Origin of the sequence: Microbacterium shimangi (assembly GCF_043556445.1) — a bacterium.
GTDB lineage: Bacteria > Actinomycetota > Actinomycetes > Actinomycetales > Microbacteriaceae > Microbacterium.
The window spans coordinates 156244-181015 of sequence record NZ_JBIGII010000003.1 but is presented as its reverse complement, the minus strand read 5'-3'; the positions used below and the strand labels follow the sequence as shown (position 1 = coordinate 181015).

General features: G+C 69.6%; 23 protein-coding genes and 1 tRNA gene. 17 read left to right on the top strand and 7 right to left on the bottom strand.

Translation table 11 applies throughout. The features are described 5' to 3' along the window. Window positions 1-5 precede the first annotated feature (5 nt). Entirely contained in the window at window positions 6-1595 is a 1590-nt protein-coding gene (locus ACFXQA_RS02540) for a PucR family transcriptional regulator (RefSeq protein ID WP_394518218.1), read from the bottom strand. A gap of 190 nt (window positions 1596-1785) precedes the next feature. Between ACFXQA_RS02540 and gabT the strand changes: the two genes are divergently transcribed. The 5 genes from gabT to ACFXQA_RS02515 are packed head-to-tail and all read left to right on the top strand — an operon-like array spanning window position 1786 to window position 8384. Next, entirely contained in the window at window positions 1786-3138 is a 1353-nt protein-coding gene (gene gabT / locus ACFXQA_RS02535; RefSeq protein ID WP_394518217.1) for a 4-aminobutyrate--2-oxoglutarate transaminase, read from the top strand. Window positions 3139-3161: 23 nt separating this feature from the next. Further along, on the top strand, window positions 3162-4556 hold the full coding sequence (locus ACFXQA_RS02530) for a flavin monoamine oxidase family protein (RefSeq protein WP_394518216.1): 1395 nt from the start codon (window positions 3162-3164) through the stop codon (window positions 4554-4556). Further along, complete coding sequence (locus tag ACFXQA_RS02525; protein ID WP_394518215.1) at window positions 4553-5440, top strand: universal stress protein; 888 nt, start codon at window positions 4553-4555, stop codon at window positions 5438-5440. The genes ACFXQA_RS02530 and ACFXQA_RS02525 overlap by 4 nt, the downstream gene beginning before the upstream one ends. After that, complete coding sequence (locus ACFXQA_RS02520; RefSeq protein ID WP_394518214.1) at window positions 5437-7026, top strand: APC family permease; 1590 nt, start codon at window positions 5437-5439, stop codon at window positions 7024-7026. The genes ACFXQA_RS02525 and ACFXQA_RS02520 overlap by 4 nt, the downstream gene beginning before the upstream one ends. Next, the gene (locus ACFXQA_RS02515) at window positions 7023-8384 is read left to right on the top strand and encodes an NAD-dependent succinate-semialdehyde dehydrogenase (protein ID WP_394518213.1); all 1362 of its coding nucleotides are present in this window, start codon (window positions 7023-7025) and stop codon (window positions 8382-8384) included. Before ACFXQA_RS02520 ends, ACFXQA_RS02515 begins: the two co-directional genes overlap by 4 nt. 20 nt (window positions 8385-8404) lie before the next feature. On the opposite strand, the gene ACFXQA_RS02510 is transcribed toward ACFXQA_RS02515, so the two are convergent. Next, the gene (locus ACFXQA_RS02510) at window positions 8405-9193 is read right to left on the bottom strand and encodes an IclR family transcriptional regulator (RefSeq protein WP_394518212.1); all 789 of its coding nucleotides are present in this window, start codon (window positions 9191-9193) and stop codon (window positions 8405-8407) included. Window positions 9194-9358: 165 nt separating this feature from the next. Between ACFXQA_RS02510 and ACFXQA_RS02505 the strand changes: the two genes are divergently transcribed. The 11 genes from ACFXQA_RS02505 (at window position 9359) to rplA (ending at window position 19280) form a co-directional block, all read left to right on the top strand. Then, the gene (locus tag ACFXQA_RS02505; protein WP_394518211.1) at window positions 9359-10852 is read left to right on the top strand and encodes a mannitol dehydrogenase family protein; all 1494 of its coding nucleotides are present in this window, start codon (window positions 9359-9361) and stop codon (window positions 10850-10852) included. Continuing rightward, a complete protein-coding gene (locus ACFXQA_RS02500; RefSeq protein ID WP_394518210.1) occupies window positions 10849-11853 on the top strand; it encodes a zinc-binding dehydrogenase in 1005 nt (334 codons plus the stop codon). The genes ACFXQA_RS02505 and ACFXQA_RS02500 overlap by 4 nt, the downstream gene beginning before the upstream one ends. Before the next feature lie 53 nt (window positions 11854-11906). After that, window positions 11907-13307, top strand: a complete 1401-nt coding sequence (locus ACFXQA_RS02495; RefSeq protein WP_394518209.1) for an MFS transporter — start codon at window positions 11907-11909, stop codon at window positions 13305-13307. 76 nt (window positions 13308-13383) lie between these two features. Continuing rightward, window positions 13384-14625, top strand: a complete 1242-nt coding sequence (gene manD, locus ACFXQA_RS02490) for a D-mannonate dehydratase ManD (RefSeq protein WP_394518208.1) — start codon at window positions 13384-13386, stop codon at window positions 14623-14625. Beyond that, window positions 14615-15271, top strand: a complete 657-nt coding sequence (locus ACFXQA_RS02485; protein WP_394518207.1) for a bifunctional 4-hydroxy-2-oxoglutarate aldolase/2-dehydro-3-deoxy-phosphogluconate aldolase — start codon at window positions 14615-14617, stop codon at window positions 15269-15271. Before manD ends, ACFXQA_RS02485 begins: the two co-directional genes overlap by 11 nt. Continuing rightward, complete coding sequence (locus ACFXQA_RS02480; protein ID WP_394518206.1) at window positions 15268-16224, top strand: sugar kinase; 957 nt, start codon at window positions 15268-15270, stop codon at window positions 16222-16224. Before ACFXQA_RS02485 ends, ACFXQA_RS02480 begins: the two co-directional genes overlap by 4 nt. A gap of 180 nt (window positions 16225-16404) precedes the next feature. Further along, window positions 16405-16477, top strand: a tRNA-Trp gene (locus tag ACFXQA_RS02475). Between the two features lie 45 nt (window positions 16478-16522). Next, window positions 16523-16801 carry a preprotein translocase subunit SecE gene (gene secE, locus ACFXQA_RS02470; protein WP_394519068.1) on the top strand — a complete coding sequence of 93 codons (279 nt, stop codon included), beginning with the start codon at window positions 16523-16525 and terminating at the stop codon, window positions 16799-16801. Window positions 16802-16863: 62 nt separating this feature from the next. Then, window positions 16864-17994: a transcription termination/antitermination protein NusG gene (gene nusG, locus ACFXQA_RS02465; RefSeq protein WP_394518205.1), complete on the top strand. Its 1131-nt coding sequence runs from the start codon at window positions 16864-16866 to the stop codon at window positions 17992-17994. A gap of 148 nt (window positions 17995-18142) precedes the next feature. Beyond that, the gene (rplK, locus tag ACFXQA_RS02460) at window positions 18143-18574 is read left to right on the top strand and encodes a 50S ribosomal protein L11 (RefSeq protein WP_394518204.1); all 432 of its coding nucleotides are present in this window, start codon (window positions 18143-18145) and stop codon (window positions 18572-18574) included. A gap of 13 nt (window positions 18575-18587) precedes the next feature. Then, window positions 18588-19280 (top strand): 50S ribosomal protein L1, encoded by a 693-nt coding sequence (gene rplA, locus ACFXQA_RS02455; protein ID WP_394518203.1) that lies wholly within the window; start codon window positions 18588-18590, stop codon window positions 19278-19280. A 78-nt stretch (window positions 19281-19358) separates the two neighbouring features. On the opposite strand, the gene ACFXQA_RS02450 is transcribed toward rplA, so the two are convergent. Together ACFXQA_RS02450 and ACFXQA_RS02445 are read right to left on the bottom strand one after the other, a co-directional pair. Further along, the gene (locus ACFXQA_RS02450; protein WP_394518202.1) at window positions 19359-19634 is read right to left on the bottom strand and encodes an acylphosphatase; all 276 of its coding nucleotides are present in this window, start codon (window positions 19632-19634) and stop codon (window positions 19359-19361) included. A gap of 31 nt (window positions 19635-19665) precedes the next feature. Beyond that, entirely contained in the window at window positions 19666-20313 is a 648-nt protein-coding gene (locus ACFXQA_RS02445; RefSeq protein WP_394519067.1) for a LysE/ArgO family amino acid transporter, read from the bottom strand. 72 nt (window positions 20314-20385) lie between these two features. Here ACFXQA_RS02445 and ACFXQA_RS02440 point away from each other — a divergent pair, with 72 nt between their 5' ends. Then, entirely contained in the window at window positions 20386-21291 is a 906-nt protein-coding gene (locus ACFXQA_RS02440; protein ID WP_394518201.1) for a LysR family transcriptional regulator ArgP, read from the top strand. Between the two features lie 73 nt (window positions 21292-21364). Here ACFXQA_RS02440 and ACFXQA_RS02435 read toward each other — a convergent pair whose 3' ends face one another. From ACFXQA_RS02435 to ACFXQA_RS02425, 3 genes are all read right to left on the bottom strand, one after another. After that, the gene (locus ACFXQA_RS02435; protein WP_394518200.1) at window positions 21365-22396 is read right to left on the bottom strand and encodes an NADP-dependent oxidoreductase; all 1032 of its coding nucleotides are present in this window, start codon (window positions 22394-22396) and stop codon (window positions 21365-21367) included. Window positions 22397-22515: 119 nt separating this feature from the next. Continuing rightward, window positions 22516-23025, bottom strand: coding sequence for a MarR family winged helix-turn-helix transcriptional regulator (locus ACFXQA_RS02430; protein ID WP_394518199.1), 510 nt, complete (start codon window positions 23023-23025; stop codon window positions 22516-22518). A gap of 1 nt (window position 23026) precedes the next feature. Further along, the gene (locus ACFXQA_RS02425) at window positions 23027-24715 is read right to left on the bottom strand and encodes an MDR family MFS transporter (RefSeq protein ID WP_394518198.1); all 1689 of its coding nucleotides are present in this window, start codon (window positions 24713-24715) and stop codon (window positions 23027-23029) included. Between the last annotated feature and the right edge of the window lie 57 nt (window positions 24716-24772).

Sequence of the window (24772 nt, the reverse complement as noted above, 5' to 3'; positions counted from 1 at the left end):
GCGCCTCACCCTAATCCGGCTGAGCCCCCGGTCGGGCCGTGCCTCGGCGGCCCCTGGTCAGACCCGGCGACCTGAAGCGCTGCCCACAGCTCCGCCCGAGCGGGGAACACGCTGAGGTCGGTCGCGAGGGTCCGCTCGACCAGGGCGATGCGCGCTCGCACGGTGTGGCGGTGCACACCGAGCGCGGTGGCCGTTGCGTCGAGCCGCGCGTCGTTCGCGAGCCACGCGCGGGCGGTGGCGACGAGCTCGGTGCCGTGGTCGTGGTCGTACTTCACGAGGGGCGCGAGAGCGGCGGCCGCCACCAGGCGGGCGAGGTCGGTGTCGAGGGCGCCCAGGATTCCGGATGCTGCGACGTCGCCGAACCGCGAAACGGCGCCCCCGCCCCGCCGGAGCGCCGAGCGGGCCTCGTCGTGACCCTGGCCGAAGGCGGCGTAGGCGACGGCGCTCGACAGGCCGATCCGTGCGCCGAACCGCTCGGCCAGCTCGGCGGCGAGGGGCGCCGCGGGCTCGGCCAGGGCGAAGACGAGTCCGTCGGGTCCGCGGCCGAACATGACCGACCCTTCTGGCTCCGCTGCCCTGCCCTCGAGCCACTCGGCGGCCGCGTCGAGGGCCGGCGACGCCGCATCCGCGATCCCGACCACGACGGGGGCCGCCGGAAGACCGCCCCAGAGTTCTCGGCCGAAGCGGCGCGCGAGCACGACGTCGCCCGCGAGCAGCGCGTGCACGACCCCGCCGCGCAGCAGGCTCCGAGCCCGGGCCACCCCGTCGTTCTGCTCGAGCGCGAGTCCGGCGAGCGCGATGACCGAGGTGACGACGGCCCGCCCCTCGGCGTCGAGCGCACCACCGGCGATCGCGATGACCCCCCGCAGGTGCCCGCCGCGGCCGAGGGTCTGCAGCGAGAACGGCGTCGCACCGATTCGCAGCGACGACCCCGCGCGGGCGCCTCGCCGCAGCACGGCCCCCACCTCGGCGTCGAGCGCTTCGCGGGTTCCGGGGTCGAGCGTTCCCGAGGGATGCTCACGCCGGAGCGCTCCCGACGGGTCGAACAGGCCCACCCACGCGTCGAGCTGACGGGCGAGCTCTGCCAGGGTGGCGGAGAGCCCGTCGGGGCGGAGGGCGGCGAGAGACACCGCGCGCTGGGCGGCCAGCGCCCAACTGCGGCGGGCATAGGCCCCTGCGGCGATGGCCTCGGCGTTCGCGCGGGCCACCGCGATGAAAGGGGTCCGGTACGGGACCTCGAAGAGCGGCATGCGCTCTCGCACGCAGGCGGCGAGGAGCAGCGGCGGAATCCCGTCGCGCACCACCTCGGTGCCGAAACCCAGCGCCGCCACCCCGCGGTCGCCGAGCCGCCGCACGTAGTCGTCGTAGACGGCCGCGTCATCGGGCGCGGCGACGAACTGCGTCCCGGTGGTCAGCAAGACGAGGCCCTCCGACAGGAACGGGGTCGGGTCGACCAGGTCGGTGCTGTGCACCCATCGCAACGGCCGGTCGAGAGCTGAGGCGTCGAGGTCTCGCTCGGGTGTCGCCAGGGTCAGCCGCAGGTCTGCGCGCGCCAGCAACGCCCGCATCGTGGGTTGGTCGGTTCCTCGGTCCACCCGGTCCTCCTCGACAGTGCCCGTTCGACAGTGCCCGTTCGACAGTGCCCGTTCGACAGTGCCCGTTCGACAGTGCCCGTTCGACAGTGCCCGTTCGACAGTGCCCGTTCGACCGTGCGTACACGACGGCGCTCATGAATGTACATCGAGGCGAGTGAGGCGTGCCGCATCCGCTCCGTAGCATCGCGCCATGAGTACCACCGCGCCCTCCTCCCTCGTCGGCGGCCCGACGCTCCCTCAGGAGCGCCGGCTCGTCACGGCCATTCCGGGCCCCGCCTCGCGAGAGCTGCTGGCGCGCAAGGCCGCCGCTGTCGCTTCGGGCGTCGGACACACCGTGCCGATCCACGCGGTCGCCGCCGGCGGCGGGGTCGTCGTCGACGCCGACGGCAACTCGCTCATCGACCTCGGTTCGGGTATCGCGGTCACCACCGTCGGCAACGCCCACCCCGCCGTCGTCGCCGCGGTGCAGACGCAGGTCGCCCAGTTCACCCACACGTGCTTCATGATCTCGCCCTACGAGTCGTACGTCGCCGTCGCCGAGGCACTCAACCGGCTGACCCCGGGCGACCACGAGAAGAAGAGCGCGCTGTTCAACTCCGGCGCCGAGGCGGTCGAGAACGCGGTCAAGATCGCCCGAAAGGCCACCGGTCGCCAGGCCGTCGTCGCCTTCGACCACGCCTACCACGGGCGCACCAACCTCACCATGGCGCTGACGGCGAAGAGCATGCCGTACAAGAGCGGGTTCGGCCCGTTCGCCTCGGAGGTCTACCGCGCCCCGATGTCTTACCCCTTCCGCGACAAGCTGAGCGGGGCGGATGCTGCCGCCAAGGCCATCTCTCTGATCGAGAAGCAGATCGGCGCCGAGAATCTCGCGGCCGTTCTCATCGAACCGATCCAGGGCGAGGGCGGATTCATCGTGCCCGCCGACGGCTTCCTGCCGGCGCTCGTGGACTGGTGCCGCGCGAACGGCGTGGTCTTCATCGCCGACGAGGTGCAGTCGGGTTTCGCCCGCACCGGCGCGATGTTCGCGAGCGAGCTGTTCGGCATCGTCCCCGATCTCGTGACGACCGCCAAGGGCATCGCGGGCGGACTCCCGCTCGCGGCCGTCACCGGGCGTGCCGAGCTGATGGACGCCGCCCACGCGGGCGGCCTCGGCGGCACCTACGGCGGCAACCCGATCGCGTGCGCTGCCGCTCTCGCGGCCATCGCGGTGTTCGAGGACGAAGACCTCTCGGCTCGCGCCCGCGAGATCGGCGAGGTGCTGCTCGGGCGCCTCCGCGGCATCCAATCGGCAGACCCGCGCGTCGGAGACGTGCGCGGATTCGGCGCCATGATCGCCGCCGAGTTCGTCGATCCGGCCACCGGCTCGCCCGACCCGGCTCTGGCCGGTGCGGTCGCGAAGGCCTGCATCGCCGAGGGAGTGATCGTGCTCACCTGCGGCACCTACGGCAACGTCATCCGCTTCCTTCCGCCCCTGTCGATGCCCGACCACCTCCTCGCCGAGGGCCTCGACGTCGTCGTCGCCGCCCTCGCCGCCGCCTAGTCCCCAGAGAAGAGATGCAGCTCATGACCGAGATCACCAGAGACGTCGTCATCGTCGGCGCCGGAGCCGCCGGTCTCACGGCGGCGAACGATCTGAAGAAGGCCGGCCTGTCCGTCGCCGTCCTCGAAGCGCGCGATCGGGTCGGGGGGCGGCTGTGGACCGACGTCATCGACGGCGCGATGCTCGAGCTCGGTGGACAGTGGGTGTCACCCGATCAGGAGGCGCTCATCGAGACCGTCGCCGACCTCGGGCTCGAGACCTTCAGCCGCTACCGCGACGGCGAGAGCGTCTACATCGGCCCCGACGGCACGCTCGCCCGCTTCACGGGCGACATCTTCCCCGTCGCCGAATCGACCGAGAAGATCATGGTCGACCTCATCGAACGCCTCGACGCGATGGTCGCGCAGATGGACCCCGACCGTCCGTGGGAGCACCCCGACGCCGATGCGCTCGACCGCATCTCGTTCGACGGCTGGCTGCGCGCGCAGACCGACGACGCCGAAGCCGTCGACAACATCGGCCTCTTCATCGCCGGTGCGATGCTGACCAAGCCCACCCACGCGTTCTCGGCGCTGCAGGCGCTGCTGATGGCCGCGAGCGCCGGGAGCTTCAGCAACCTCGTCGATGCCGACTTCATCCTCGACAAGCGTGTCGTCGGTGGGCTGCAACAGGTACCGGTCCTCCTCGCCGAGCGCCTGGGCGACGACGTCTTCGTCGGTCAGGCGGTGCGCACCATCGAGTGGGGCACTTCGACAAGCTCAGCGACCGGGGGAGGGGTCACCGTCACGAGCGATGCGATGACCGTCCACGCCCGCCACGTGATCCTCGCGGTCGCGCCGGTGCTCTACCCCCGCATCTCGTTCGTGCCGCCGATGCCCCGCCTCCAGCACCAGATGCACCAGCACCTCTCGATGGGGTTCGTGATCAAGGTGCACGCGGTCTACGAAACGCCGTTCTGGCGCGACAACGGCCTGTCGGGCACCGCGTTCAGCCCCTACGAACTCGCCCACGAGGCGTACGACAACAGCAACCACGAAGACCCCCGCGGCACGCTGGTCGGCTTCGTCTCCGACCGCAACGCCGACGATCTGTTCCGTCTCTCCGCCGAAGAGCGCAAGGACCGCATCCTCGAGTCGCTCGCCCACTACTACGGCCCCGAGGCGAAGAGCCCGGTCGTCTACTACGAGAGCGACTGGGGCACCGAGGAGTGGACCCGCGGCGCCTACGCCGCGAGCTTCGACCTGGGCGGGCTCTCGCGGTACGGCGAGTACCTCCGTGACCCCGTGGGCCCGATCCACTTCGCGTGCAGCGACATCGCCGGACCGGGCTATCAGCACGTCGACGGAGCGATCCGCATGGGGCGGCACGCCGCATCCGCGATCCTCGCTTCGCGCTCCGAAGGTCGGGCGACCTCGTGAGCGCGCCGGTCGTCGTCGGCTACACCGCCACCGACGCGGGAGAAGACGCGCTCGCGCTGGGCGTGCGCCTGGCCCGCGCCACGGGCGCGCCGCTCGAGATCGCGTTGGTCCTCCCCGACGATTCGCGGAACGCGATCACCCCGCCCGACGCGGGCTATGTCCGTCACGTGCGCGAGCAGGCGGAGTCGTGGCTCGCCGGGGCGGCGAAGACGGTGGCGGATGCTGCACACCACCGCACGCACCTGAGGTACGCCGAATCGTTCGCCGAAGGACTCGTCGCGCTCGCCGACGAGCTCGGTGCGCGCTGCATCGTGGTGGGGGCGGCGAACGGCGGCATCCGCGGCCGCCACCGCCTCGGGAGCGTCGCCAGCGAACTGCTCCACTCGTCCGACGTCCCCGTCGCGCTCGCTCCGGAGGGATCGCGCTTCCTCGATTCGGCCACCGCGCTCACGCGGGTGACGGCAGCGGTCGGAACCCGCCCCGGCGCCGACGTCCTGCTGGAGGAGAGCATCGCGCTCGCCGTCGCCGCATCCGTTCCCCTGCGTCTCATCTCCATCGAGACGATCGATCTTCCGGCCGGGCTCGACACCGCCGCGATCCGCGTCGCCGGCACGGAGCACGCCGAGGGTGTGCTCACCCGGGCGCGCGCCGCCCTCCCCGAGGGGCTCCCCGCAGACGCGGTCGTCGCCCGAGGAGACAGCATCGAAGACGCCGTCGGCGGTGCGGGCTGGGATCCGGCCGAGATCGCCGTCGTCGGATCGAGCCGGTTGGCCCAGGCTCGCCGACTGTTCCTCGGCTCCACCGCCGCCAAGATGCTGCACGAGCTTCCGGTGCCGCTTCTCGTCGTCCCCCGTACCCGCATCCCCGAAGGAGAACGACGATGACCTCATCAGAGAGCGCGGGCGCCCCGGTCGCACCCGTCGAGGGCGACGGCGCGGGCGGACTGTCGAAGAAGGGCCTGTCGGCGGGGACGATCGGCCTCGTCGGTGCGATCGTCATCGGCATCTCGTGCATCGCCCCGGCTTACACGCTCACCGCCGCGCTCGGCCCCACGGCGTCGGAGGTGGGCGTCCAGGTGCCCGCGATCATCCTCGTGGGCTTCATCCCCATGCTGCTCGTGGCCTTCGGCTATCGCGAGCTCAACAACCGCATGCCCGACTCGGGGACCTCGTTCACCTGGGCATCGCGCGCGTTCGGCCCCTGGGTCGGCTGGATGGCGGGGTGGGGGCTGATCGCCGCGACGGTGATCGTGCTGTCGAACCTGGCGGGCATCGCCGTCGACTTCCTGTTCTTGCTGATCGCCCAGATCACCGGCAACGAGGGCATCGCCGACATCGCGGCGAACCCGCTGGTCAACGTGGTGGTGTGCCTGCTGTTCATCCTCGGCGCGACCTACGTGTCGTACCGAGACATGCAGACGACGCAGAAGCTGCAGTACGTGCTCGTCGGCTTCCAGGTCGTCGTTCTCGTCTTGTTCGCCATCGCCGCCATCGTGCACGTCGCCTCGGGCAACGCCTTCGAGGCGACGCCGATCGATTGGAGCTGGTTCAACCCGTTCGCGGTCTCGTCGTTCAGCGCCTTCGCCGCGGGGCTGTCGCTGTCGATCTTCATCTTCTGGGGGTGGGACGTCACCCTGACCATGAACGAGGAGACGAAAGACCCCGACCGCACCCCGGGACGGGCCGCGACCATCACCGTCATCACGATCGTCGCGCTGTACCTGCTCCTCGCGATCGCGCTCATCATGTTCGCCGGCGTCGGTACGGGCGAACTCGGTCTCGGGAACGAAGACATCTCCGACAACGTCTTCTTCCACCTCTCGGGGCCGATCATGGGGCCGCTCGCGTTCCTGGTCTCGCTCGCGGTCCTCACGAGCTCGGCGGCTTCGCTGCAGTCCACGTTCGTGTCGCCGGCGCGGACCCTGCTGGCAATGGGCCACTACGGAGCGCTTCCACCGAGCTTCGCGAAGGTGAGCCCGCGGTTTTTCACCCCGGGGTACGCCACGATCGCGGCCGCCGTCGTCGCCGCCGCCTTCTACGCCGTCATGCGATTCGTCTCGGTGAGTGTCTTGACCGACACGATCCTCACGCTCGGCATGATGATCTGCTTCTACTACGGGCTCACCGCGTTCGCGTGCGTCTGGTACTTCCGCAAGCAGTGGTTCGATTCGGTGCGCAACGTCTTCTTCACCCTGCTGTTCCCCCTCGTGGGGGGAGTGATCCTCGCCGTCCTGTTCGTCACGACCTTGATCGACAGCATGGACCCCGAGTACGGCAGCGGCTCCGAGCTCTTCGGGCTGGGGCTCGTGTTCGTCCTCGGGGTGACGATCATCGTGCTCGGGGTCGTCATCATGGTCTGGCAGGCGATTCGCCGCCCCGCCTTCTTCAAGGGCGAGAGGCTGTCGCTCGACGCACCGCCCAGCGCTCGCCGCCGGCGACAGGCTGCACAGAACCGATCGGAGACGCCTTGACCGACTACGCCGTCGTGAACCCCGCCACGGGCGAGACCCTCGCGACCTACGACACCTTCGACGACGCGGCGGTCGACGCCGCGGTGGGGCGGGCGGATGCTGTGTCCCGCTCGTGGGCCCGCACCCCGCCCGCCGAGCGGGCCGAACTCCTGCGCCGTGCCGCCCAGCTGCATCGCGAGCGGGCGGAGGAGCTCGCGGCGATCATCGTCCGCGAGATGGGCAAGGTGCGCGCCGCGGCGCTCGAAGAGGTCGGGTTCGCCGCAGACATCACCGAGTACTACGCCGACCAGATCGAGCGCATCACCGCCGATCAGCCGCTCGAGATCCTCGGCGAGGGCACGGCGGTCATCCGCCGCTCGCCGCTGGGCGCCCTGCTCGGCATCATGCCGTGGAACTTCCCCTACTACCAGGTGGCCCGGTTCGCCGCTCCGAACCTCGCGATCGGCAACACGATCCTGCTCAAGCACGCTCCGCAGTGCCCCGAGTCGGCCGCCGCGATCGAGGCGATCTACCGTGACGCGGGGTTCCCCGACGGCGCGTACGTCGACCTCCGCATCACGAACGAGCAGGCGGCCGACGTCATCGCCGACCCGCGAGTGCACGGGGTCTCGGTGACCGGATCCGAACGTGCGGGCGCCGCGGTCGCCGAGGTGGCCGGGCGCAACCTGAAGAAGGTCGCGCTCGAGCTCGGTGGCTCGGACCCCTTCATCCTGCTGTCGACCGACGACCTCGACGCGGCGGTCGAGGCCGCAGTGGGCGCGCGCCTGGACAACACCGGGCAGTCCTGCAACGGCGCCAAACGCTTCGTCGTCGTGGACGACCTCTACGACGCATTCCTCGAGAAGTTCGTCGCAGCGATGAGCGCGGCGAAGGTCGGCGACCCCAACGCCGAAGACACCGTGCTCGGTCCGCTCTCGTCGCAGACCGCCGCCGACCGGCTCGCCGAGCAGGTCGACCGGGCGGTCGCCCAGGGCGCCACGATCGAGACCGGCGGCACCCGCGACGGCGCGTTCTTCGCGCCCACCGTGCTCACCGGCGTGACCCGCGATGCCGACGCCTACCGTGAGGAGTTCTTCGGTCCGGTCGGGGCGGTCTACCGGGTCGCCGACGAGGACGAGGCCGTGGAGCTCGCCAACGACACCCCGTTCGGGCTCGGCTCCTACGTCTTCACCACGGATGCGGAGCAGGCCGACCGCGTCGCGAATCGGCTCGACGCCGGGATGGTCTACGTCAACGTGGTGCTCGCCGATTCGCCCGAGCTGCCGTTCGGCGGCGTCAAGCGCAGCGGGACCTCTCGCGAACTGGGGCTTCTCGCGGCCGACGAATTCGTGAACAAGAAGATGATCCGCATCGGCTGACCGCCGCGTCGGGCGTCGGCTCAGCCGACAGAGACCGGGCGCAGCGGCGCCAGGCGGAACCCGGGGAGTCCCGACGAGCCCAGGCTGTCGCGCAGAAGCAGGCCGAGCTCGTCGATGCGGGCGGGGGTCATGCGGCTGCTCGGCCCCGTGATGCTGACGGCGATGGGAAGCCCCGAGGCCCGGCGAAGCGCGACCGCCACGCACGAGATGCCCGCCTCGTTCTCCTCCTGCTCTGCGGCGTAGCCGCGGGCGCGGGCGAGAGCGACGGCCTCGCGGAATCGCTCGACGGTTCCCTCGTCGGCGCCCGCGCCGTAGGCGTCGAGCCGGTCGTCGGGGGTGTCCTCCGCGGCGACCATCGCTCGTCCGAGCGCGGTGGTCAGTGCACGGGCCTGTCGTCCGACGCGCGACCAGACGCGCATGGTGCGGTCGGGCTCGACCTTGTCGAGGTAGAGCACGTTCGGTGCCTCGAGGATGCCGAGGTGCACCAGCTCCTGCACCTCGTGCGAGATCGACAGGAGGGTCGGACGAAGCAGTGCGGGGAGGTTCTCCTCCCGCAAGAAGGTGTCGACGAGCACCGCGGGGCGGGAGCCGAAGCGGTATCGCTGCGCGGCGTCCTGCTCGGCGAATCCGCGGTGCACGAGCGCCTGCAGCATCCGATGGGCCGACGGCTTGTTCAACCCGCTGGCCTCGACGACATCGCGAAGGGCCAGGCCGGCGGGGCCTGCCTGGGCGAGCAGCTCCACGAGCGCCAGCGCTTTGTCCACGCTGCCGACGGGAGAGGCGGCAGCGGGCATCGGTGTCGAGTCCACGGTGTCTCCGATCGCTTGTCATCCTAAGGGCCGCTCGCCACGCGGGCGGAGTCGGGTTGCGCCGCGCCGCGGCGATGGCTAATCTGTTCCGCAGAGCGATCCGATCGGTCCATAATACGGAACGGCGGATGCTTCCCCTCACCGACGACGAACCGGAGCGCAACGATGCGAGCTCTCTCCCGCGACACCACGCCTGCGGGCGCGCTGATCGGTGCCTCCGCGCCCGATGCCACCGGGATGGTGCATCTCGGGCTCGGGAACTTCCATCGCGCCCACGCCGCCGTGTACACGGCCGAAGCGCTCGCCCTCGCGGGCGGCGAGTGGGGGATCGCGGGATTCGCGAATGCCTCCGACCGCGTCGCGGCTCCGATGCGAGCGCAAGACCACCGCTACTCCATCCTCGAGCTGTCCGACGAAGGCACCCGCGCCGGCGTCGTCGACGTGCACCGTCGCGCCGACGTCGTCGCCGACGACCCCGGCGCGTTCGTGTCGTCGGTCGCCGAAGCACGTCACCGCATCCTGACCCTCACGGTCTCGGAGGTCGGATACTCGCGCTCATCCCGCACCGGCGCCCTCGACCTCGAGTCGCCGCGAGTGCGGGCCGACCTCGACACTCCCCGCAGCCCCCGCACCGCGGTGGGGCTCATCGCGCGCGGCCTGACGTTGCGCGCCGAGGCGGGCGATCCCTTCACCGTGCTCTCGTGCGACAACCTCCAGTCGGCGGGGCGTGCCACCCGGCAGGTCGTCACCGAGTTCCTGCAGCACAGCGGCGCCGCTGACGACGTGCTCGACTTCGTCGCGCAGCGGGTCTCGTTCCCCAATGCCATGGTCGACCGCATCGTCCCCGCGACGACCGCCGAGACGTCGGCCGAGGTCGCGGCTCTGCTGGGCGTCACCGACGGCGCACCCGTGCGGGCCGAGAAGTTCTCGATGTGGGTGCTCGAAGACGATTTCGCCGCCGGCCGACCCGCGTGGGACGCGGCCGGCGCCATCATGAGCGACGAGGTCGAGGCCTACGAACTCGTCAAGCTGCGCCTGCTCAACGGCTCGCACTCGCTCATCGCCTACCTCGGCGGCCTCGACGGGCAGCCGACCATCCCGGACGCATGGGGCCAGGATTTCGTCCGCGATGCGGTCCTCGCCGGCATCCGTCACGACTACCTGCCCAGCATCGAGCTTCCGCGGGGCTTCGATCCCGCTCCCTACGTCGAGCAGCTCACGCACCGCTGGGGCAACACCGCCCTGGGCGACCGCACGTCACGGGTGGGCTCCGACGGGTCGACGAAACTCCTCCAGAGGATTCCGGATGCTGCGCTCCACGCGCTCGCCGACGGCCGCACGCCGCACCTGCTCGCACTGACCGTCGCCGCGTGGATCGCCGCCGTCTCCGCCCGTTCGGGTTTCGACGCCGGTGCCATCGCGGCGGAGATGAACGAACCGGCACGTCAGAGCCTCGCCGCGGCGACCCGCGGTGCGCGCGACAACCGGGAGCACGCGCGTCGGGTGCTGGAGGGCGGCTTCCTTCCCGACGCTCTCGTCGCCCACCGACCCTTCACCGACCGCGTGGCAGACCTCGTCGACACGATCGTGCGACACGGTGCACGCGCGGCAGCGAAAGAGGCGACGGCCGCAGCCGCCGCCGGAACGGAGACACGATGAAGGTTCTCGCCATCCACGGCAAAGAAGATCTGCACTGGGAAGACCGTGAGCTGCCCGAACCGGGGGAGGGCGAGGTGCGTCTCCGCGTCCGCTACGTCGGGATCTGCGGATCCGACCTCCACTACCACTTCCACGGCGCGAACGGCGAGTACGCCGTCAAGGAGCCGCTCACGCCCGGGCACGAGCTCTCGGCGGTGGTCGACCTCGACCCTTCGGGCACCCTTGAGCCCGGCACCGCCGTGACGGTGCACCCGGCGCGCTTCGGGGCCGCCCGCGCGGGTCTCGAGAACCACCCGCATCTCCGCCCCGGCGGCGACTACCTCGGAAGCGCCGCGGGCTTTCCGCACCGTCAGGGCGCAGCATCCGAGTACCTGCTCGTCGAGGCTCCCATGATCCGCGTGCTCCCCTCTTCGCTTCCGCTCGAACGCGCGGCCCTCGCCGAGCCGCTCGCGGTGGCGCTTCACGCCGTGTCGCTCGCCGGAGGGGTCGCGGGTCGTCGCGCGCTGGTGATCGGCGCTGGCCCTATCGGCCTCCTCGTCGTCGCGGCCCTGCACCGCGCGGGGGCCGCCGCGATCGGTGTCGCCGACGTCCGCGAGGAGCCGCTCGAGCGTGCGGCCTCGCTCGGAGCATCGGAGCCGAGCCTGGTCGGCCGCGACGCGATCGCCGACGAGTCCTTCGACGTGGTGTTCGAATGCTCCGGGGTCGCTTCGGCCCTCACCCAGGCGGTGCGCGCCGTGGGACGCACCGGACTCATCGTTCAGGTGGGGATGCTGCCGAACGCCGAGATCGGGGTGAACCTCGCGCCGATGCTCGCCAAGGAGGTGATTCTCCGCGGGGCGTTCCGGTTCTCGGCCGAGATCGACGAAGCCATCGCGATGCTCGCCGAGTCCGACGCGCTCGATCCCGTCATCACCCACGTCATTCCCGCCGCCGACGCGGAGAACGCCTTCCGGATCGCTCGCAACTCTTCCGAGTCCGCCAAGGTCCTCCTGCAGCTCTAGCCCCCGCATCTTCTCGCATCACCGATCAGCAGTCCGTACGAAGGAGTATCGATATGACCACCCCGCAGCAGGCGGCGAGTACCGCCGCCCCCACCGACCCGGCCGCCAAGCGTTCGACCGGCGACCTCGTCCGGGCCGCCGTCTCCGGCTGGCTCGGCACAGCGCTGGAGTTCATGGACTTCCAGCTCTACTCGCTCGCCGCAGCTCTGGTTTTCAACCAGCTGTTCTTCGCCTCCACCGATCCGGCCATGGCGGTCGTGCTCGCGATGGCGACCTACGGCGTCGGTTACCTCGCCCGCCCGGTCGGCGCGGTCTTCTTCGCCCGGATGGGCGACCGCATCGGCCGCAAGAAGGTGCTGTTCTACACGATCCTTCTGATGGGTGCCGCGACCACTCTCATCGGCGTGCTGCCCACGTACGCGCAGGTGGGTGTCCTCGCCCCGATCCTCCTGGTCATCCTGCGCCTGATGCAGGGCTTCGGTGCGGGTGCCGAGATCTCGGGTGCCGGCGTCATGCTCTCGGAGTACGCGCCCACGAACCGTCGCGGGCTCATCGCCTCTCTGGTGGCACTCGGTACCAACTGCGGCACCCTGCTCGCCTCGGGCATCTGGGCGATCCTCCTCGCCACGATGATGGAGAGCGACGTCATCGCCTACGGCTGGCGCATCCCCTTCATCGCCAGCGCGGTCATCATGCTCTTCGCGGTCTGGGTGCGCATGAGCGTCAAAGAGAGCCCCGTCTTCGAAGACCGCGTCGACGTGGTCGACGGCGTGGCGCTCTCGCGTGACGAGATGGTCGCGCAGGCGACGGCGACCAACGACATCCGCACCCTCGAGTCGCTCGAGCGCAAGCCCGTCAAGGCCTTCATCGTCTCGTTCTTCCTGCGGTTCGGTCAGGCGGGCAACTCCGGCCTCATCCAGACCTACATGATCTCGTTCATCACGGTCACCCTCGCGATGCAGAAGGGCGTCGGCGCCGAGGTCGTCATCGTCTCCTCCCTCGTCGGGTTCGCCACCATCCCGATCGTCGGACTCCTCGGCGACCGCATCGGCCGCCGCCGGATGTACATCATCATGACCTCGCTGTCGCTCGTGCTCATCGTCCCCACGATGCTGGCGATCGAATCGAAGGAGCTCGGCTGGGTCTTCGTCGGCTACGTCGTGATCCACAACGTTTCGGTGCTGGGGCTCGCCTCGATGGAGAACATCTCGATCCCCGAGATCTTCGGTGCGCGAAACCGCTACACCCTCACCGCGGTCGTCCGAGAGATCGCGGCGATCATCGCCACCGGCATCGGCCCGATCGTGGTGGCCGCGTGGGTCGCCGCGACGACCGGCAGCATCATCCCCGTCATGATCCTGCTCGGGGTCTTCACGCTCTCCGCCCTGGTGGCCGCCGTCTGGGCGCCCGAGTGGACCGGTCGCGACCTGACCGATCCGCGCGCCGCCATGTGATCCGGCCGGCGCCCATTCACCCCCGGGTGCGGCCGCCCCTTCGGCGGCCGCACCAGAGAACCAAGGAGGATCGTCGATGACGATCGAGAACGTCACCGTCCACGTCACCAGCCCCGGCCGCAACTTCGTCACGCTCAAGATCGTGACCTCCGACGGCATCGTCGGGTGGGGCGACGCCACGCTGAACGGACGCGAACTCGCCGTGGCGTCGTACCTCGGCGACCACATCGCCTCGACCTTGATCGGTCGCGACGAAGACCGCATCGAAGACACCTGGCAGTACCTCTACCGCGGGCCCTACTGGCGACGCGGGCCGGTGACGATGGCCGCGATCGCGGCCGTCGACATGGCCCTGTGGGACATCAAGGCGAAGAAGGCGGGAATGCCGCTCTACCAGCTGCTCGGCGGCGCCAGCCGCTCGGGGCTGCGGGTCTACGCGCACGCCTCGGGCACCGACTACGACGCGCTGGCGAACGCGATCACGGGGTACCAGGAACTCGGGTACACCGCCGTGCGGGTGCAGACCGGCATTCCGGGACTCGGACAGATCTACGGCGTCTCATCGGCCGGCCCCGGCGTGCGCTACGACTACGAGCCGGCCAAGCGCGCCGCCGACGGATCGGCCGCGACCGCACCCACCGAAGAGACCTGGGACACCCGCAACTACCTCTCGCACATGCCGGGCGTGTTCTCCCGCATCCGCGAGGACTTCGGCACGGGGCTGCGGATCCTCCACGACGGACACCACCGCATGTCGCCGATCGAAGCCGCCCGCTTCGCGAAGGACATCGAGCCGTACGACCTCTTCTGGCTCGAGGACTGCACCCCCGCAGAAGACCAGACGGCGCTGCGTCTCGTTCGCCAGCACAGCACCACACCGCTGGCGATCGGCGAGGTGTTCAACTCGGTCCACGACTACCAGACCCTCATCACCGAGCGGCTCATCGACTACGTGCGGTCGGCCGTCACGCACACCGGTGGCATCACGGCGATGAAGAAGCTCCTCGACTTCGCGGGCATCTACGGCATCAAGTCGGGCATCCACGGGCCGACCGACATCTCCCCGATCGGCATGGCAGCGGCTCTGCACCTGGGCATGGCCATCCACAATTTCGGCATCCAGGAGTACATGCCCCACAACGCGCAGACCCTCGAGGTCTTCCGCACGTCGTTCACCTTCGACAGCGGCTTCCTCCACCCGAGCGATCAGCCCGGTCTGGGTGTCGAGCTCGACGAAGAAGCGGCCTCCGCCTTCGAGTACACGAAGGCGTACCTGCCCGTGAACCGTCTGACCGATGGGACCATGCATGACTGGTGACACGGCCGTGCGCCTCGCCCTTCCCTCCCACACCGTCCGCAGCCGCCTGATCGTGGTCGTGCGGGCAGCATCCGCCGACGACTACGATGGCGTGCTCGACACGCTCCTCGACGCGGGGGTGCGCAGCGTCGAGCTGACGCTCACCACCCCGGGCACCCTCGAGCGTCTTCCCGCCCTCGTCGCGCGTCACGGTGACGCGATCGACCTGGGCGTGGGGACGGTCGTCGATGCCGCGCAGCTCTCGCGAGCCGTCGACGCGGGCGCGGGCTACCTCGTCACGCCGGTCACCTCGCCGGCCCTGGTCGCGCAGGCGGTCGCCGCGGGGGTGGCGATCGTTCCGGGTGGCCTCACCCCGACCGAGCTGTTCTCGTCGTGGTCGGCCGGTGCGTCGGCGGTGAAGGTGTTCCCCGCGGGCCAGGTCACCCCCGACTACGTGAAGGATCTGCGGGGTCCGTTCCCGGAAATCGACGTCGTGCCCTCGGGCGGCGTCGACCTCGAGGGAGCGGCGGCGTGGCTCCGCGCCGGAGCGGTCGCGGTCAGCGTCGGGGGGCCGCTCCTCGGCGACGCGTTGCGCGGCGGCGATCGTGGTGCACTCCGTGCCCGTGCCGAGGCGTTCGTCGACGTCTGCGCCGGGGGTGCGCGATGACGGATGCCGCGGCTCGGCCGCCGCGGGTGGTGACGCTCGGCGAGACCATGGCGCTCATGCGCACCCGCGAGATCGGGTCGCTCCGCCACGCGACGGAGTTGGCGCTCGGCATCGGCGGCGCCGAGAGCAACGTCGCCATCGGGCTGAGCCGGCTGGGTGTCGACGTCTCCTGGCTCGGCCGAGTCGGCGACGATCCGCTCGGTCAGCGCGTGCAGCGTGAGATCCGTGCCGAAGGTGTCGACGTCCGCTGCGTGATCGACCCCGAGGCCGCCACCGGTCTGATGGTGAAGGAACGACCCTCCGCGGCGTCCACCGCGGTCTTCTACTACCGGGCGGGTTCGGCCGGCTCGCGGTTGGCCCCGAGCGATCTGCCGGACGGCTGGGTCGAAGAAGCGTCGCTCCTGCACGTCTCGGGCATCTCCGCGCTGGTCTCGGCGTCGGCACGCGACTGCGTCGCCGAGGCGATGGATCGTGCCAAGCGAGCCGGGGTGCCGGTCAGCTTCGACGTGAACTACCGCTCCGCTCTCGGGTCGCCCGATGCGCTTCGCACGCTCGCGGCGCGCGCCGACATCGTCTTCGGCGGAGACGACGAGCTGCAGCTTCTGCACCCCGGGCTGACCCCCGAAGCCGTGGCCGAGCTGCTCATCCGTGAGGGATGCCGCGAGGTCGTGCTCAAACGGGGCCCCGACGGGGCGACGGCGTTCGCCGGCGGCGACGTGGTGGAGTCTCCGGGATTCGTCGTCGAGGTGGTCGACACGGTCGGCGCCGGCGACGCCTTCGTCGCGGGGTATCTCAGCGGCCTGCTGGCGGGGCTCGACGTTCGTTCGCGGCTCGCGCGGGCCAATGCCTGCGGGGCGATGCTGTGCATGACCCCCGGCGACTGGGAGTCCGCACCGACCCTCCGCGACGTCGAGCGCTTCTCCGACCCCGACGGCGACCCCGTACTCCGCTGACCCCGCGCAGCATCCGTCATCCGTCCTCGCCCCTCCCGCCGGTTCGCCACGGCCGGGGGCATGGCATAGACTGGGGGGAGCAGTTGAAGTCTGCATTCTTTTGCCGTGCCCGCGGGTCGGGCCACCCCTCCCGTACATGACACGGCAGAAGACTGTGGGCATCCAGGGCCACATGGTCTTAGGGCGGTAGCTCAATTGGCAGAGCAGCGGTCTCCAAAACCGCAGGTTGCAGGTTCGATTCCTGTCCGCCCTGCGCGTCAGCGCACGCTGACACACGGAAGGTACTCAGGTGAGTTCGATGGTCCAGGATGAGCCGGCGGGCGGCGACGTCGTCGCCAAGCGTGATGTGCCGCGCGAGAAGAAGCCCAATTTCTTCGCGCGCATCGCCATCTTCGTCCGTCAGGTATTCGCTGAGCTGCGCAAGGTCGTCACGCCGACCCGGCAGGAGCTGCTGAAGTTCACGGCAGTGGTCCTCGGGTTCGTCGTCGTGATGATGGCGCTGGTCTACGGTCTCGACGTGTTGTTCGTCTGGGTCACGACCACCGTGTTCGGCGTACCGGGCGGCACCGTCCCCTGAGCGGCGCTTCGGCGCCCCGCGAGCGCGCTACGCGCTCGCACCACGAACGGAAGAGATCACAAGTGTCTGAACGATTTACCGACGACGCCGATTGGGCGACCGCCGCTGAGCAGTCGAGCGAGGACGACGAAGCCCAGGAGGGCAACCAGCTCGCCGCCGAGGAGCGCTCCGTCGCACCCGCCGAGCAGGTCGCGCTGCACATCGAAGACGAGAACGCCGACGAGGTCGATGACAACAGCATCGACGAGGTCGAGGTCGACGACCCCGAAGCCGACGCGATCGTGAACGATGCGCTCGAGATCGACGAAGCAGCCGAGGCCGCAGCCGCCGCCGAGGTTCTGACCGAATCGCTCGAAGAAGAAGTGGCCGAGCGCGCCGCCGATGCTGCCGACGACGTGACCCCCTACGACGGTCCCGACATCAACGGTGAGCCCGACGCTCCGGTCCTCGGTGAAGACTTCGTCGAAGAGGTGGATGCTGCGGCATCCGTCGTCGACGACGTCGAAGCATCCGTGTCTCCGGCCGGCGCGGCTGAGGCGCCGTCCGATTCCGACTCGGAAGACGACGAAGAGGCCGACCCGTACGAAGAGTTCCGCATGGATCTGCGGATGCTTCCGGGCAAGTGGTACGTCATCCACTCCTACGCCGGTTTCGAGCGCAAGGTGAAGGCCAACATCGAGCAGCGGAAGTCGACGCTCGAGGTCGAGGACGACATCTACCAGGTCGAGGTCCCGATGGAGGACGTCGTCGAGATCAAGAACGGTCAGCGCAAGATGGTCACGCGCGTCCGGATCCCCGGCTACGTGCTCGTGCGCATGGAACTCAACGAAGACACCTGGTCGGTCGTCCGCCACACCCCGGGTGTGACGGGCTTCGTGGGCAACGCCCACAACCCCACACCGCTGCGCTTCGAAGAAGCCTTCAACATGTTGAAGAGCCTCGTCGAGGTCAAAGAGGTCGCCCCCGTCAAGGGTGGCACCACCAAGGGCGGCCAGCCCCTGGCTCGCAGCATCGTCACCGAGGTCGACTTCGAGGTCGGCGAGACGATCACGATCAAGGAGGGCTCGTTCGCGGGTCTTCCCGGTTCGATCAGCGAGATCAAGCCCGAGAGCGGCAAGCTCACGGTGCTCGTGTCGCTCTTCGAGCGCGAGACTCCGGTCGAGCTCTCGTTCGACCAGGTCACCAAGCAGTAGACACAGACTTCCTCCTCGGTCCCTGAGCTCGTCGAAGGGCCCGAGAAGGGCAACCGCTGTCCGGAGATGCCGGGCGTGCGGGAGAGATGAATGCAGAACACGGGTCACTGAGCCTGTCGAAGTGTTCGCTCGATGAAAGGAAACGAAAATGGCACCGAAGAAGAAGGTGACCGGCCTGATCAAGCTCCAGATCAAGGCAGGCGCCGCAAACCCGGCACCCCCGATCGGCCCCGCGCTCGGTCAGCACGGCGTCAACATCATGGAGTTCTGCAAGGCGTACAACGCCCAGACCGAGGCCCAGCGTGGCAACGTCATCCCCGTAGAGATCACCGTCTACGAGGACCGCAGCTTCACGTTCATCCTGAAGACCCCGCCGGCGGCGGAGCTCATCAAGAAGGCCGCGGGCCTGTCGAAGGGCTCGCCGACCCCGCACACGACCAAGGTGGGCAAGCTCACCAAGGATCAGGTGCGCGAGATCGCGACGACCAAGCAGCCCGACTTGAACGCGAACGACATCGAAGCGGCGGCCAAGATCATCGCCGGCACCGCCCGCTCCATGGGCATCACGGTCGAGGGTTGAGGGGATAACGCACATGGCTACCAAATCAAAGGTCTTCCGGGCCGCAGCGGCCAAGATCGCCGCTGACAAGTTCTACACGCCGACCGAGGCTGTCGCCCTGGCGAAAGAGACGGGATCCGCGAAGTTCGACTCGACCGTCGAGGTCGCGCTGAAGCTCGCCGTCGACCCCCGCAAGGCCGACCAGATGGTTCGCGGAACCGTCATTCTGCCCCACGGCACGGGTAAGACCGCCCGCGTGATCGTCTTCGCAACGGGCCCCGCGGCCGAGGCGGCACTCGCGGCCGGCGCCGATGAGGTCGGCGGCGCCGAGCTCATCGAGAAGGTCGCCGGCGGCTACACGTCGTTCGACTCCGCCGTCTCGACCCCGGAGCTCATGGGCCAGGTCGGACGCTTGGGTAAGGTGCTGGGCCCCCGCGGCCTCATGCCGAACCCCAAGACCGGCACCGTGACCCCCAACCCGGCCAAGGCCGTCGAGGAGATCAAGGGCGGAAAGATCGAGTTCCGCGTCGACAAGCACGCGAACGTGCACTTCGTCGTCGGCAAGGCGTCGTTCTCGGCCGAGCAGCTCGACGAGAACATCTCGGCGGCTCTCGAAGAGGTCGTCCGCTTGAAGCCGTCCAGCTCGAAGGGCCGTTACATCCAGAAGGGTGCGGTGTCGACCACGTTCGGCCCCGGCATTCCGCTGGACGTCAACTCCATCATGTAAGACAGCATCGACAGAGAGGGCCTCGCCGGTTTCCGGCGGGGCCCTCTTCGTCTGTCGGATCGGCATCCGACGCCGACGTCAGACGGTTTCGCGGATCTCGAAGCCGAGCTGCGCGCTGGCCGTCATGTCGCGGGTCTCGAGGGCGTCGACGCGGGCACCGGGCGGGCCGTGCGACATCCACGCCAGCATTCGATCCACGGCAGACGTCGTGCCCTCGATCTCGGCCTCGACCGATCCGTCGGCGAGATTGCGTATCCAGCCGGCCGCACCGAAGCGGCGGGCGAACACTCCCGTGGTGTAGCGATAGCCCACCCCTTGGACCTTGCCTCGGACGACGACGTGCACGCGGCGCATCTCTTCATCGTGCCGCACGAATGGCTCGATGTCAGTGGGGGATGACGAGGCTGATCGCCAGACCGATCATCACGACGGCGATGATCGCGTCGAGGATGCGCCACGCGCGGGGGGTCGAGAGCCAGCGGCTCAGGTAACGGGCTCCGAACCCCAACCCGAAGAACCAGAGCACGCTCGCGAGCATGGCACCGGCGGCGAAGACCCACCGGGCGTCGCCGTGGGTCGTCGCGATCGTCCCGAGGAGGAACACCGTGTCGAGGTACACGTGCGGATTGAGCCAGGTGAGGGCGAGAACCGTCAGCACGACCGGCGCCAGCCGGGGACGCGTGAGAGTCGTCGTGCCCGCGGTGCCAGGAGACGCGTTCGCCGGCGTCTGATCCGCGCGGAGGGCCGCACCCGCCGGCCGCCACGCACGGCGGGCGGCCAGTAATCCGTAGCAGAGGAGGAAGACGGCGCCGGCCCACCGCACGACATCGATGAGCCACGGGACGGCCCCGAGTACCAGGCCGATGCCCGATACCCCGAGGGCGATGAGCGCGGCGTCGGACACCGCGCACACGAGCGCGACGGTGAGCACATGCTCCCGGCGCAGGCCCTGCCGCAGGACGAACAGGTTCTGCGCGCCGATGGCGACGATGAGCGACAGACCGAGCCCGATGCCGGCGATGAAAGAACTGATCACGTGTTGAGAGTAGGCAGCCGCGATGATCCAGTACAGCTCAAGGTTCTTCTGAAGCATTAGCGTGGCTTCATGGACATTCCGCTGGAGCTGGCGCGAACGCTCGCTGTCGTCGTCGACGAGGGCACGCTCGATGCGGCCGCCCGTCGGCTGCACATCACCCCGTCGGCGGTGAGCCAGCGCATTCGCACGCTCGAGAACCGCCTCGGGCGGATCGTGTTGGTGCGCTCGAAACCTGCCCGCGCGACGGCGGCGGGCGAGGCGGTCGTCCGGCTCGCCCGTCAGCTCGCCCTCATCGAGCACGATGCCCTCGCCGAGATCGGCGAGGGCGGAGCGACCGCCGTCGTGCCGCTCGCGGTCAACGCCGATTCGCTCGCCACCTGGTTTCTCGCCCCGCTCGCGCGCATCGCCGAGCAACGGCGCATCGCCTTCGAGCTGCACCGCGACGATCAGGATTTCACGGCGGGCCTCCTCGAGGCGGGGACCGTCATGGGCGCGGTCACCTCGCGTGCCACACCGATCGGCGGATGCCGGGTGAGTCCACTCGGTGTGCTCCGCTACGAGGCCGTCGCGAGCGCGGGCTTCGCGGTGCGGTGGTTCGCGGGCGCGTCGTCGGGCCCGGGTTCGTCCGACGCGAGCACGGCCGCCCTCGCGTTCGCGCCGGTCGTCGATTTCGACCGGCGCGACGACCTGCAGACGCAGTGGCTCACCGCGCGCGGGGTCGACCCCGCGTCACCGCCGCGGCACCTCGTACCTGCGTCGAGCGATTTCGCGACCGCCGTCAGGCTCGGGCTGGGCTGGGGTCTCCTGCCACGGCTCCAGTCCGAAGCGGGTCTCGCCTCGGGTGAACTCCGCTCGCTCGGCGGGCCGCCGATCGATGTCGCGCTGTACTGGCAGCAGTGGAATCTCACCTCGCCCCTCCTCGACGACATCGCTGCCGCCGTCGTCGCCGAGGGGCGCCGGGTCTTGGCGAAATAGGGTCGTGGCGCACGAGAGTCTCGGCGCAATCCGACGGTTGCCGATGCTCGCGCGTCGGCTCACAGCATCCGGCTCAGTCGTCGCTCACCCGGAGGACGAGCTTGCCCCTCGCGTGCCCGCGTTCGAGTTCGACGTGGGCCTCTGCCGCCTCGGCCAGGGGGAAGACGCGGTCGATGTAGACCTGCACGGCACCGGAGTCGAGCAGCCTTCCGATGGTCGCGAGCGTGCCTCCGTCGGGGGTCACCTTGTAGCTCGTCGACCGCACACCGACCGCGGTCGCCGCACGGTGGAAACCGGGCCAGGCCCCGGTCGGGACCTCCACGAGCAGCCCGCCCGGCCGCAGCACGCTCAGCGATCTCGTGCCGGTGTCGTCGGAGACGTTGCCGACGAGGTCGATCACCACGTCGATATCGGTGACGAGTTCTTCGAAGCGCTCCGTCGTGTGGTCGATGACCGTGTCGGCTCCGAGCTCGCGCAGCCAGTCGGCGTTCCGCGCCGAGCCGGTCGCGACGACCTGCGCCCCGAAGTACGAGGCGAACTGCACGGCGAAGTGGCCGACTCCTCCGCTGGCCGCGTGGATGAGGATGCGCTGGCCCTCGTGCGCGAGCGCCGTCTCGACGACCAGGCCCCACGCGGTCAACGCGGCCAGGGGAACGCCCGCAGCCTCGACGTGCGAGAGCGAGGCGGGCTTGCGGGTGAGCGAGAGCGACGGCACGCAGACGTACTCGCCGTAGGTGCCGCCCGAACGAGGGAACCCCGCCATCCCGAACACCTCGGTGCCCGGTTGCAGAGGGTGGGATTCATACGGGGCCTTCACGACGACCCCGCTGAAATCGAAGCCGAGCGTCGCCGGAAAAGCGTCGATCGCCGACGAGACACCCGACCCCGCGCGGGTCTTCGCGTCTATCGGGTTGATGCCGGCCGCCACCACCCGCACGAGTACCTCGCTCAACACGGCCGCGGGGGTGGGCACGGTGGCGAGCCTGAGCTCGGAAGCATCCCCCGTCCGGTCTATGACGGCGGCCTTCATGGTGTCGGGAATCGAGTCGGGCTCTGCCGGAGCGGCATGCGAGGCGGACCGGGGGCGCTGGGGCCGGAATCTCATCGGCGCTCCTTCCGTGCGATGGGCGTCGGCGGCGACGGTGCCGGGACGACCCCAGTCAAGCGCGTTCGTGTCTCCGCGGTGTTTCGTCGGTGTCACCGCGCAGAGAAGCCTCGCCGGCCTCAGTTGCGGGGCGTCTCTCCGGAGGCGAGGGAATGGAGCAGGAACGTGAGGTGCGTGATGTCGTCGACCGACCAGTCTTGAAGAACCGCGAACAGTCGGCCCTGATGCGGAGCGCGCGCCGCGCTCAGGCGCTCGGCGCCTTCGGGGGTGATCGAGATCAGACGCGACCGTCGGTCTTCGGGGTCGAGGGTGCGGGCGATCATGCCCAGGCCCTCGAGCTCGGTGATGCTGCGGCTCACGAGCCCCTTGTCGGAGGTGAGCAACTCGGTCAGCCCCGAGAGCGTCGTGGGCCCCGATCGGGCGATCGCTGAGAGCACCTTGAAGGTTCCGGGGAGCATCCCGGGGTGCACCCGATCGGCCGCGGCGGCGAGATGACGGCGGAAAGCCGTCATCAGCTCGGCGAACGACGACTCCAGGGCTTCGACAGCTTCCAGCCGGGCGCCGTCCGCCGACGCGTCGACCGGGTCAACCGGGTTCGACGCGTCGGCGGGGGCGCTTGCAGAGGTCATGTCAGCTATTTTCGCCGGTCGTGGCACGCGGCTCGCGCCCACGCTCGGCAACGGTCGGAACGGCAGCGGTTCCGGCGAGGACCGACATGCCCTCGGGGGTCGAGACCGTGGCGAGGTCGGCCTCGCCGGCGTGCACCCGCTCGCTCGTCGTCATGCGGGTCAACGGCAGGTTCGGCAGGAAGATGATCGCGATGAGGCTCACGATCGCGACCGGCACCGCGATGAGGAACGAGCCGGCGATCGACTGCGCGTAGATGTCTTCGACGATGAGACGCACGGTCTCGGGCAGAGCCGACACCTGCGGAATGGTGCCCGACTGGAGCTGAGCGGCGACCGCCGCCCCGTCGGGGCCCAGGCCCGCGATCGCCGAGGCGATGTCGGCACTGCGGTCGGTGAACAGGCCCGCCGCGGTGGTGGCGAGGGCCGCGCCCATGACCGAGACGCCGATCGTGCCGCCGAGGCTCCGGAAGAAGGTGACGCCCGAGCTCGCCGCACCCATGACCTCGGGCTTTGCGGTGTTCTGCACGATGAGCACGAGGTTCTGCATCGTCATGCCGACGCCGGCGCCCAGGAGCGCCATGTAGATCGACACCAGGGCGAAGTTCGTGTCGTAGTGGATGGTCGACAGCAGGAACGAGCCCGCGATCAGCAGCACGCCGCCCGCGATGAGGTACGGCTTCCAGTGCCCGTAGCGCGAGATCAGCGCGCCGACGATGACCGATGCGAGCAGCAGACCGGCGATCATCGGGATCGTCATGACGCCCGCCTCGGTCGGTGTGGCCCCACGCGCCATCTGCATGTACTGGCTGAGGAACACCGCGGTGCCGAACATCGCCAGGCCCGTCGCGATCGAGGCGATCGTCGCGAGCGTGAAGGTGCGGTTGCGGAAGAGGGTCAGGGGGACGAGCGGCTCGGAGACGCGCAGCTCCACCACGATGAACAGCGCGGCCGAGACGACGGCGCCGCCGACCATGAGAACGGTCTCGATGCTCCACCAGTCGTAGCTCTTGCCCGCGTTGGTGATCCAGATGAGGATCAGCGACACGGCCGTGGCGAGCAGGACGATGCCGAAGTAGTCGATCTGTACCTTGCGCTTGGCGCGCACGGGCAGGTGCAGGGTGCGCTGCATGATCACGAGAGCCGCGACCGCGAACGGGAGGGCGACGAAGAAGTTCCAGCGCCAGCCGAGCCCGTCGGTGATGACGCCGCCGAGGAGCGGACCGCCGACGGTGGCGACGGCCATCACCGCGCCGAACAGGCCCATATAGCGGCCGCGCTCGCGCGGGCTGATGATGTCGGCCATGATCACCTGGCTCAGCGCCGCGAGGCCACCGGCGCCCAGGCCCTGGACGGCGCGGAAGGCGATGAGCATCTCGGTGTTCTGCGAGAAGCCGGCCGCCGCCGTGGCGAGGACGAAGATCGCGATGGCGATCTGGATCAGCAGCTTGCGGTTGAAGAGGTCGGCGAGCTTGCCCCAGATCGGGGTCGAGATCGCGGTCGTGAGCAACGTCGACGTGATGACCCAGGTGAAGGCGGCCTGGTCGCCCTTGAGGTCGTGGACGATGACGGGCAGCGAGGTCGAGACGACCGTCGACGCGAGCATCGAGACGAACATCCCGAGAAGGAGTCCGATGAGCGCCGGCAGCACGCGGCGCGGCGCGGTTTCGGGCTCGGAAGAAATGGTGGCCATGGGTGAACCTTTGCGAACGGAGGGGGAGTCGCGACGCCGTCGACGCGATAGTTGACT

Bases quoted from the DNA above. Each gene is read 5' to 3' on its own strand.
- gabT (WP_394518217.1), top strand. From the start codon at position 1,786: ATGAGTACCACCGCGCCCTCCTCCCTCGTCGGCGGCCCGACGCTCCCT.
- ACFXQA_RS02530 (WP_394518216.1), top strand. From the start codon at position 3,162: ATGACCGAGATCACCAGAGACGTCGTCATCGTCGGCGCCGGAGCCGCC.
- ACFXQA_RS02520 (WP_394518214.1), top strand. From the start codon at position 5,437: ATGACCTCATCAGAGAGCGCGGGCGCCCCGGTCGCACCCGTCGAGGGC.
- ACFXQA_RS02505 (WP_394518211.1), top strand. From the start codon at position 9,359: ATGCGAGCTCTCTCCCGCGACACCACGCCTGCGGGCGCGCTGATCGGT.
- ACFXQA_RS02500 (WP_394518210.1), top strand. From the start codon at position 10,849: ATGAAGGTTCTCGCCATCCACGGCAAAGAAGATCTGCACTGGGAAGAC.
- ACFXQA_RS02495 (WP_394518209.1), top strand. From the start codon at position 11,907: ATGACCACCCCGCAGCAGGCGGCGAGTACCGCCGCCCCCACCGACCCG.
- manD (WP_394518208.1), top strand. From the start codon at position 13,384: ATGACGATCGAGAACGTCACCGTCCACGTCACCAGCCCCGGCCGCAAC.
- ACFXQA_RS02485 (WP_394518207.1), top strand. From the start codon at position 14,615: ATGACTGGTGACACGGCCGTGCGCCTCGCCCTTCCCTCCCACACCGTC.
- ACFXQA_RS02480 (WP_394518206.1), top strand. From the start codon at position 15,268: ATGACGGATGCCGCGGCTCGGCCGCCGCGGGTGGTGACGCTCGGCGAG.
- secE (WP_394519068.1), top strand. From the start codon at position 16,523: ATGGTCCAGGATGAGCCGGCGGGCGGCGACGTCGTCGCCAAGCGTGAT.
- rplK (WP_394518204.1), top strand. From the start codon at position 18,143: ATGGCACCGAAGAAGAAGGTGACCGGCCTGATCAAGCTCCAGATCAAG.
- rplA (WP_394518203.1), top strand. From the start codon at position 18,588: ATGGCTACCAAATCAAAGGTCTTCCGGGCCGCAGCGGCCAAGATCGCC.
- ACFXQA_RS02450 (WP_394518202.1), bottom strand. From the start codon at position 19,634: ATGCGCCGCGTGCACGTCGTCGTCCGAGGCAAGGTCCAAGGGGTGGGC.
- ACFXQA_RS02440 (WP_394518201.1), top strand. From the start codon at position 20,386: ATGGACATTCCGCTGGAGCTGGCGCGAACGCTCGCTGTCGTCGTCGAC.
- ACFXQA_RS02435 (WP_394518200.1), bottom strand. From the start codon at position 22,396: ATGAGATTCCGGCCCCAGCGCCCCCGGTCCGCCTCGCATGCCGCTCCG.
- ACFXQA_RS02430 (WP_394518199.1), bottom strand. From the start codon at position 23,025: ATGACCTCTGCAAGCGCCCCCGCCGACGCGTCGAACCCGGTTGACCCG.
- ACFXQA_RS02425 (WP_394518198.1), bottom strand. From the start codon at position 24,715: ATGGCCACCATTTCTTCCGAGCCCGAAACCGCGCCGCGCCGCGTGCTG.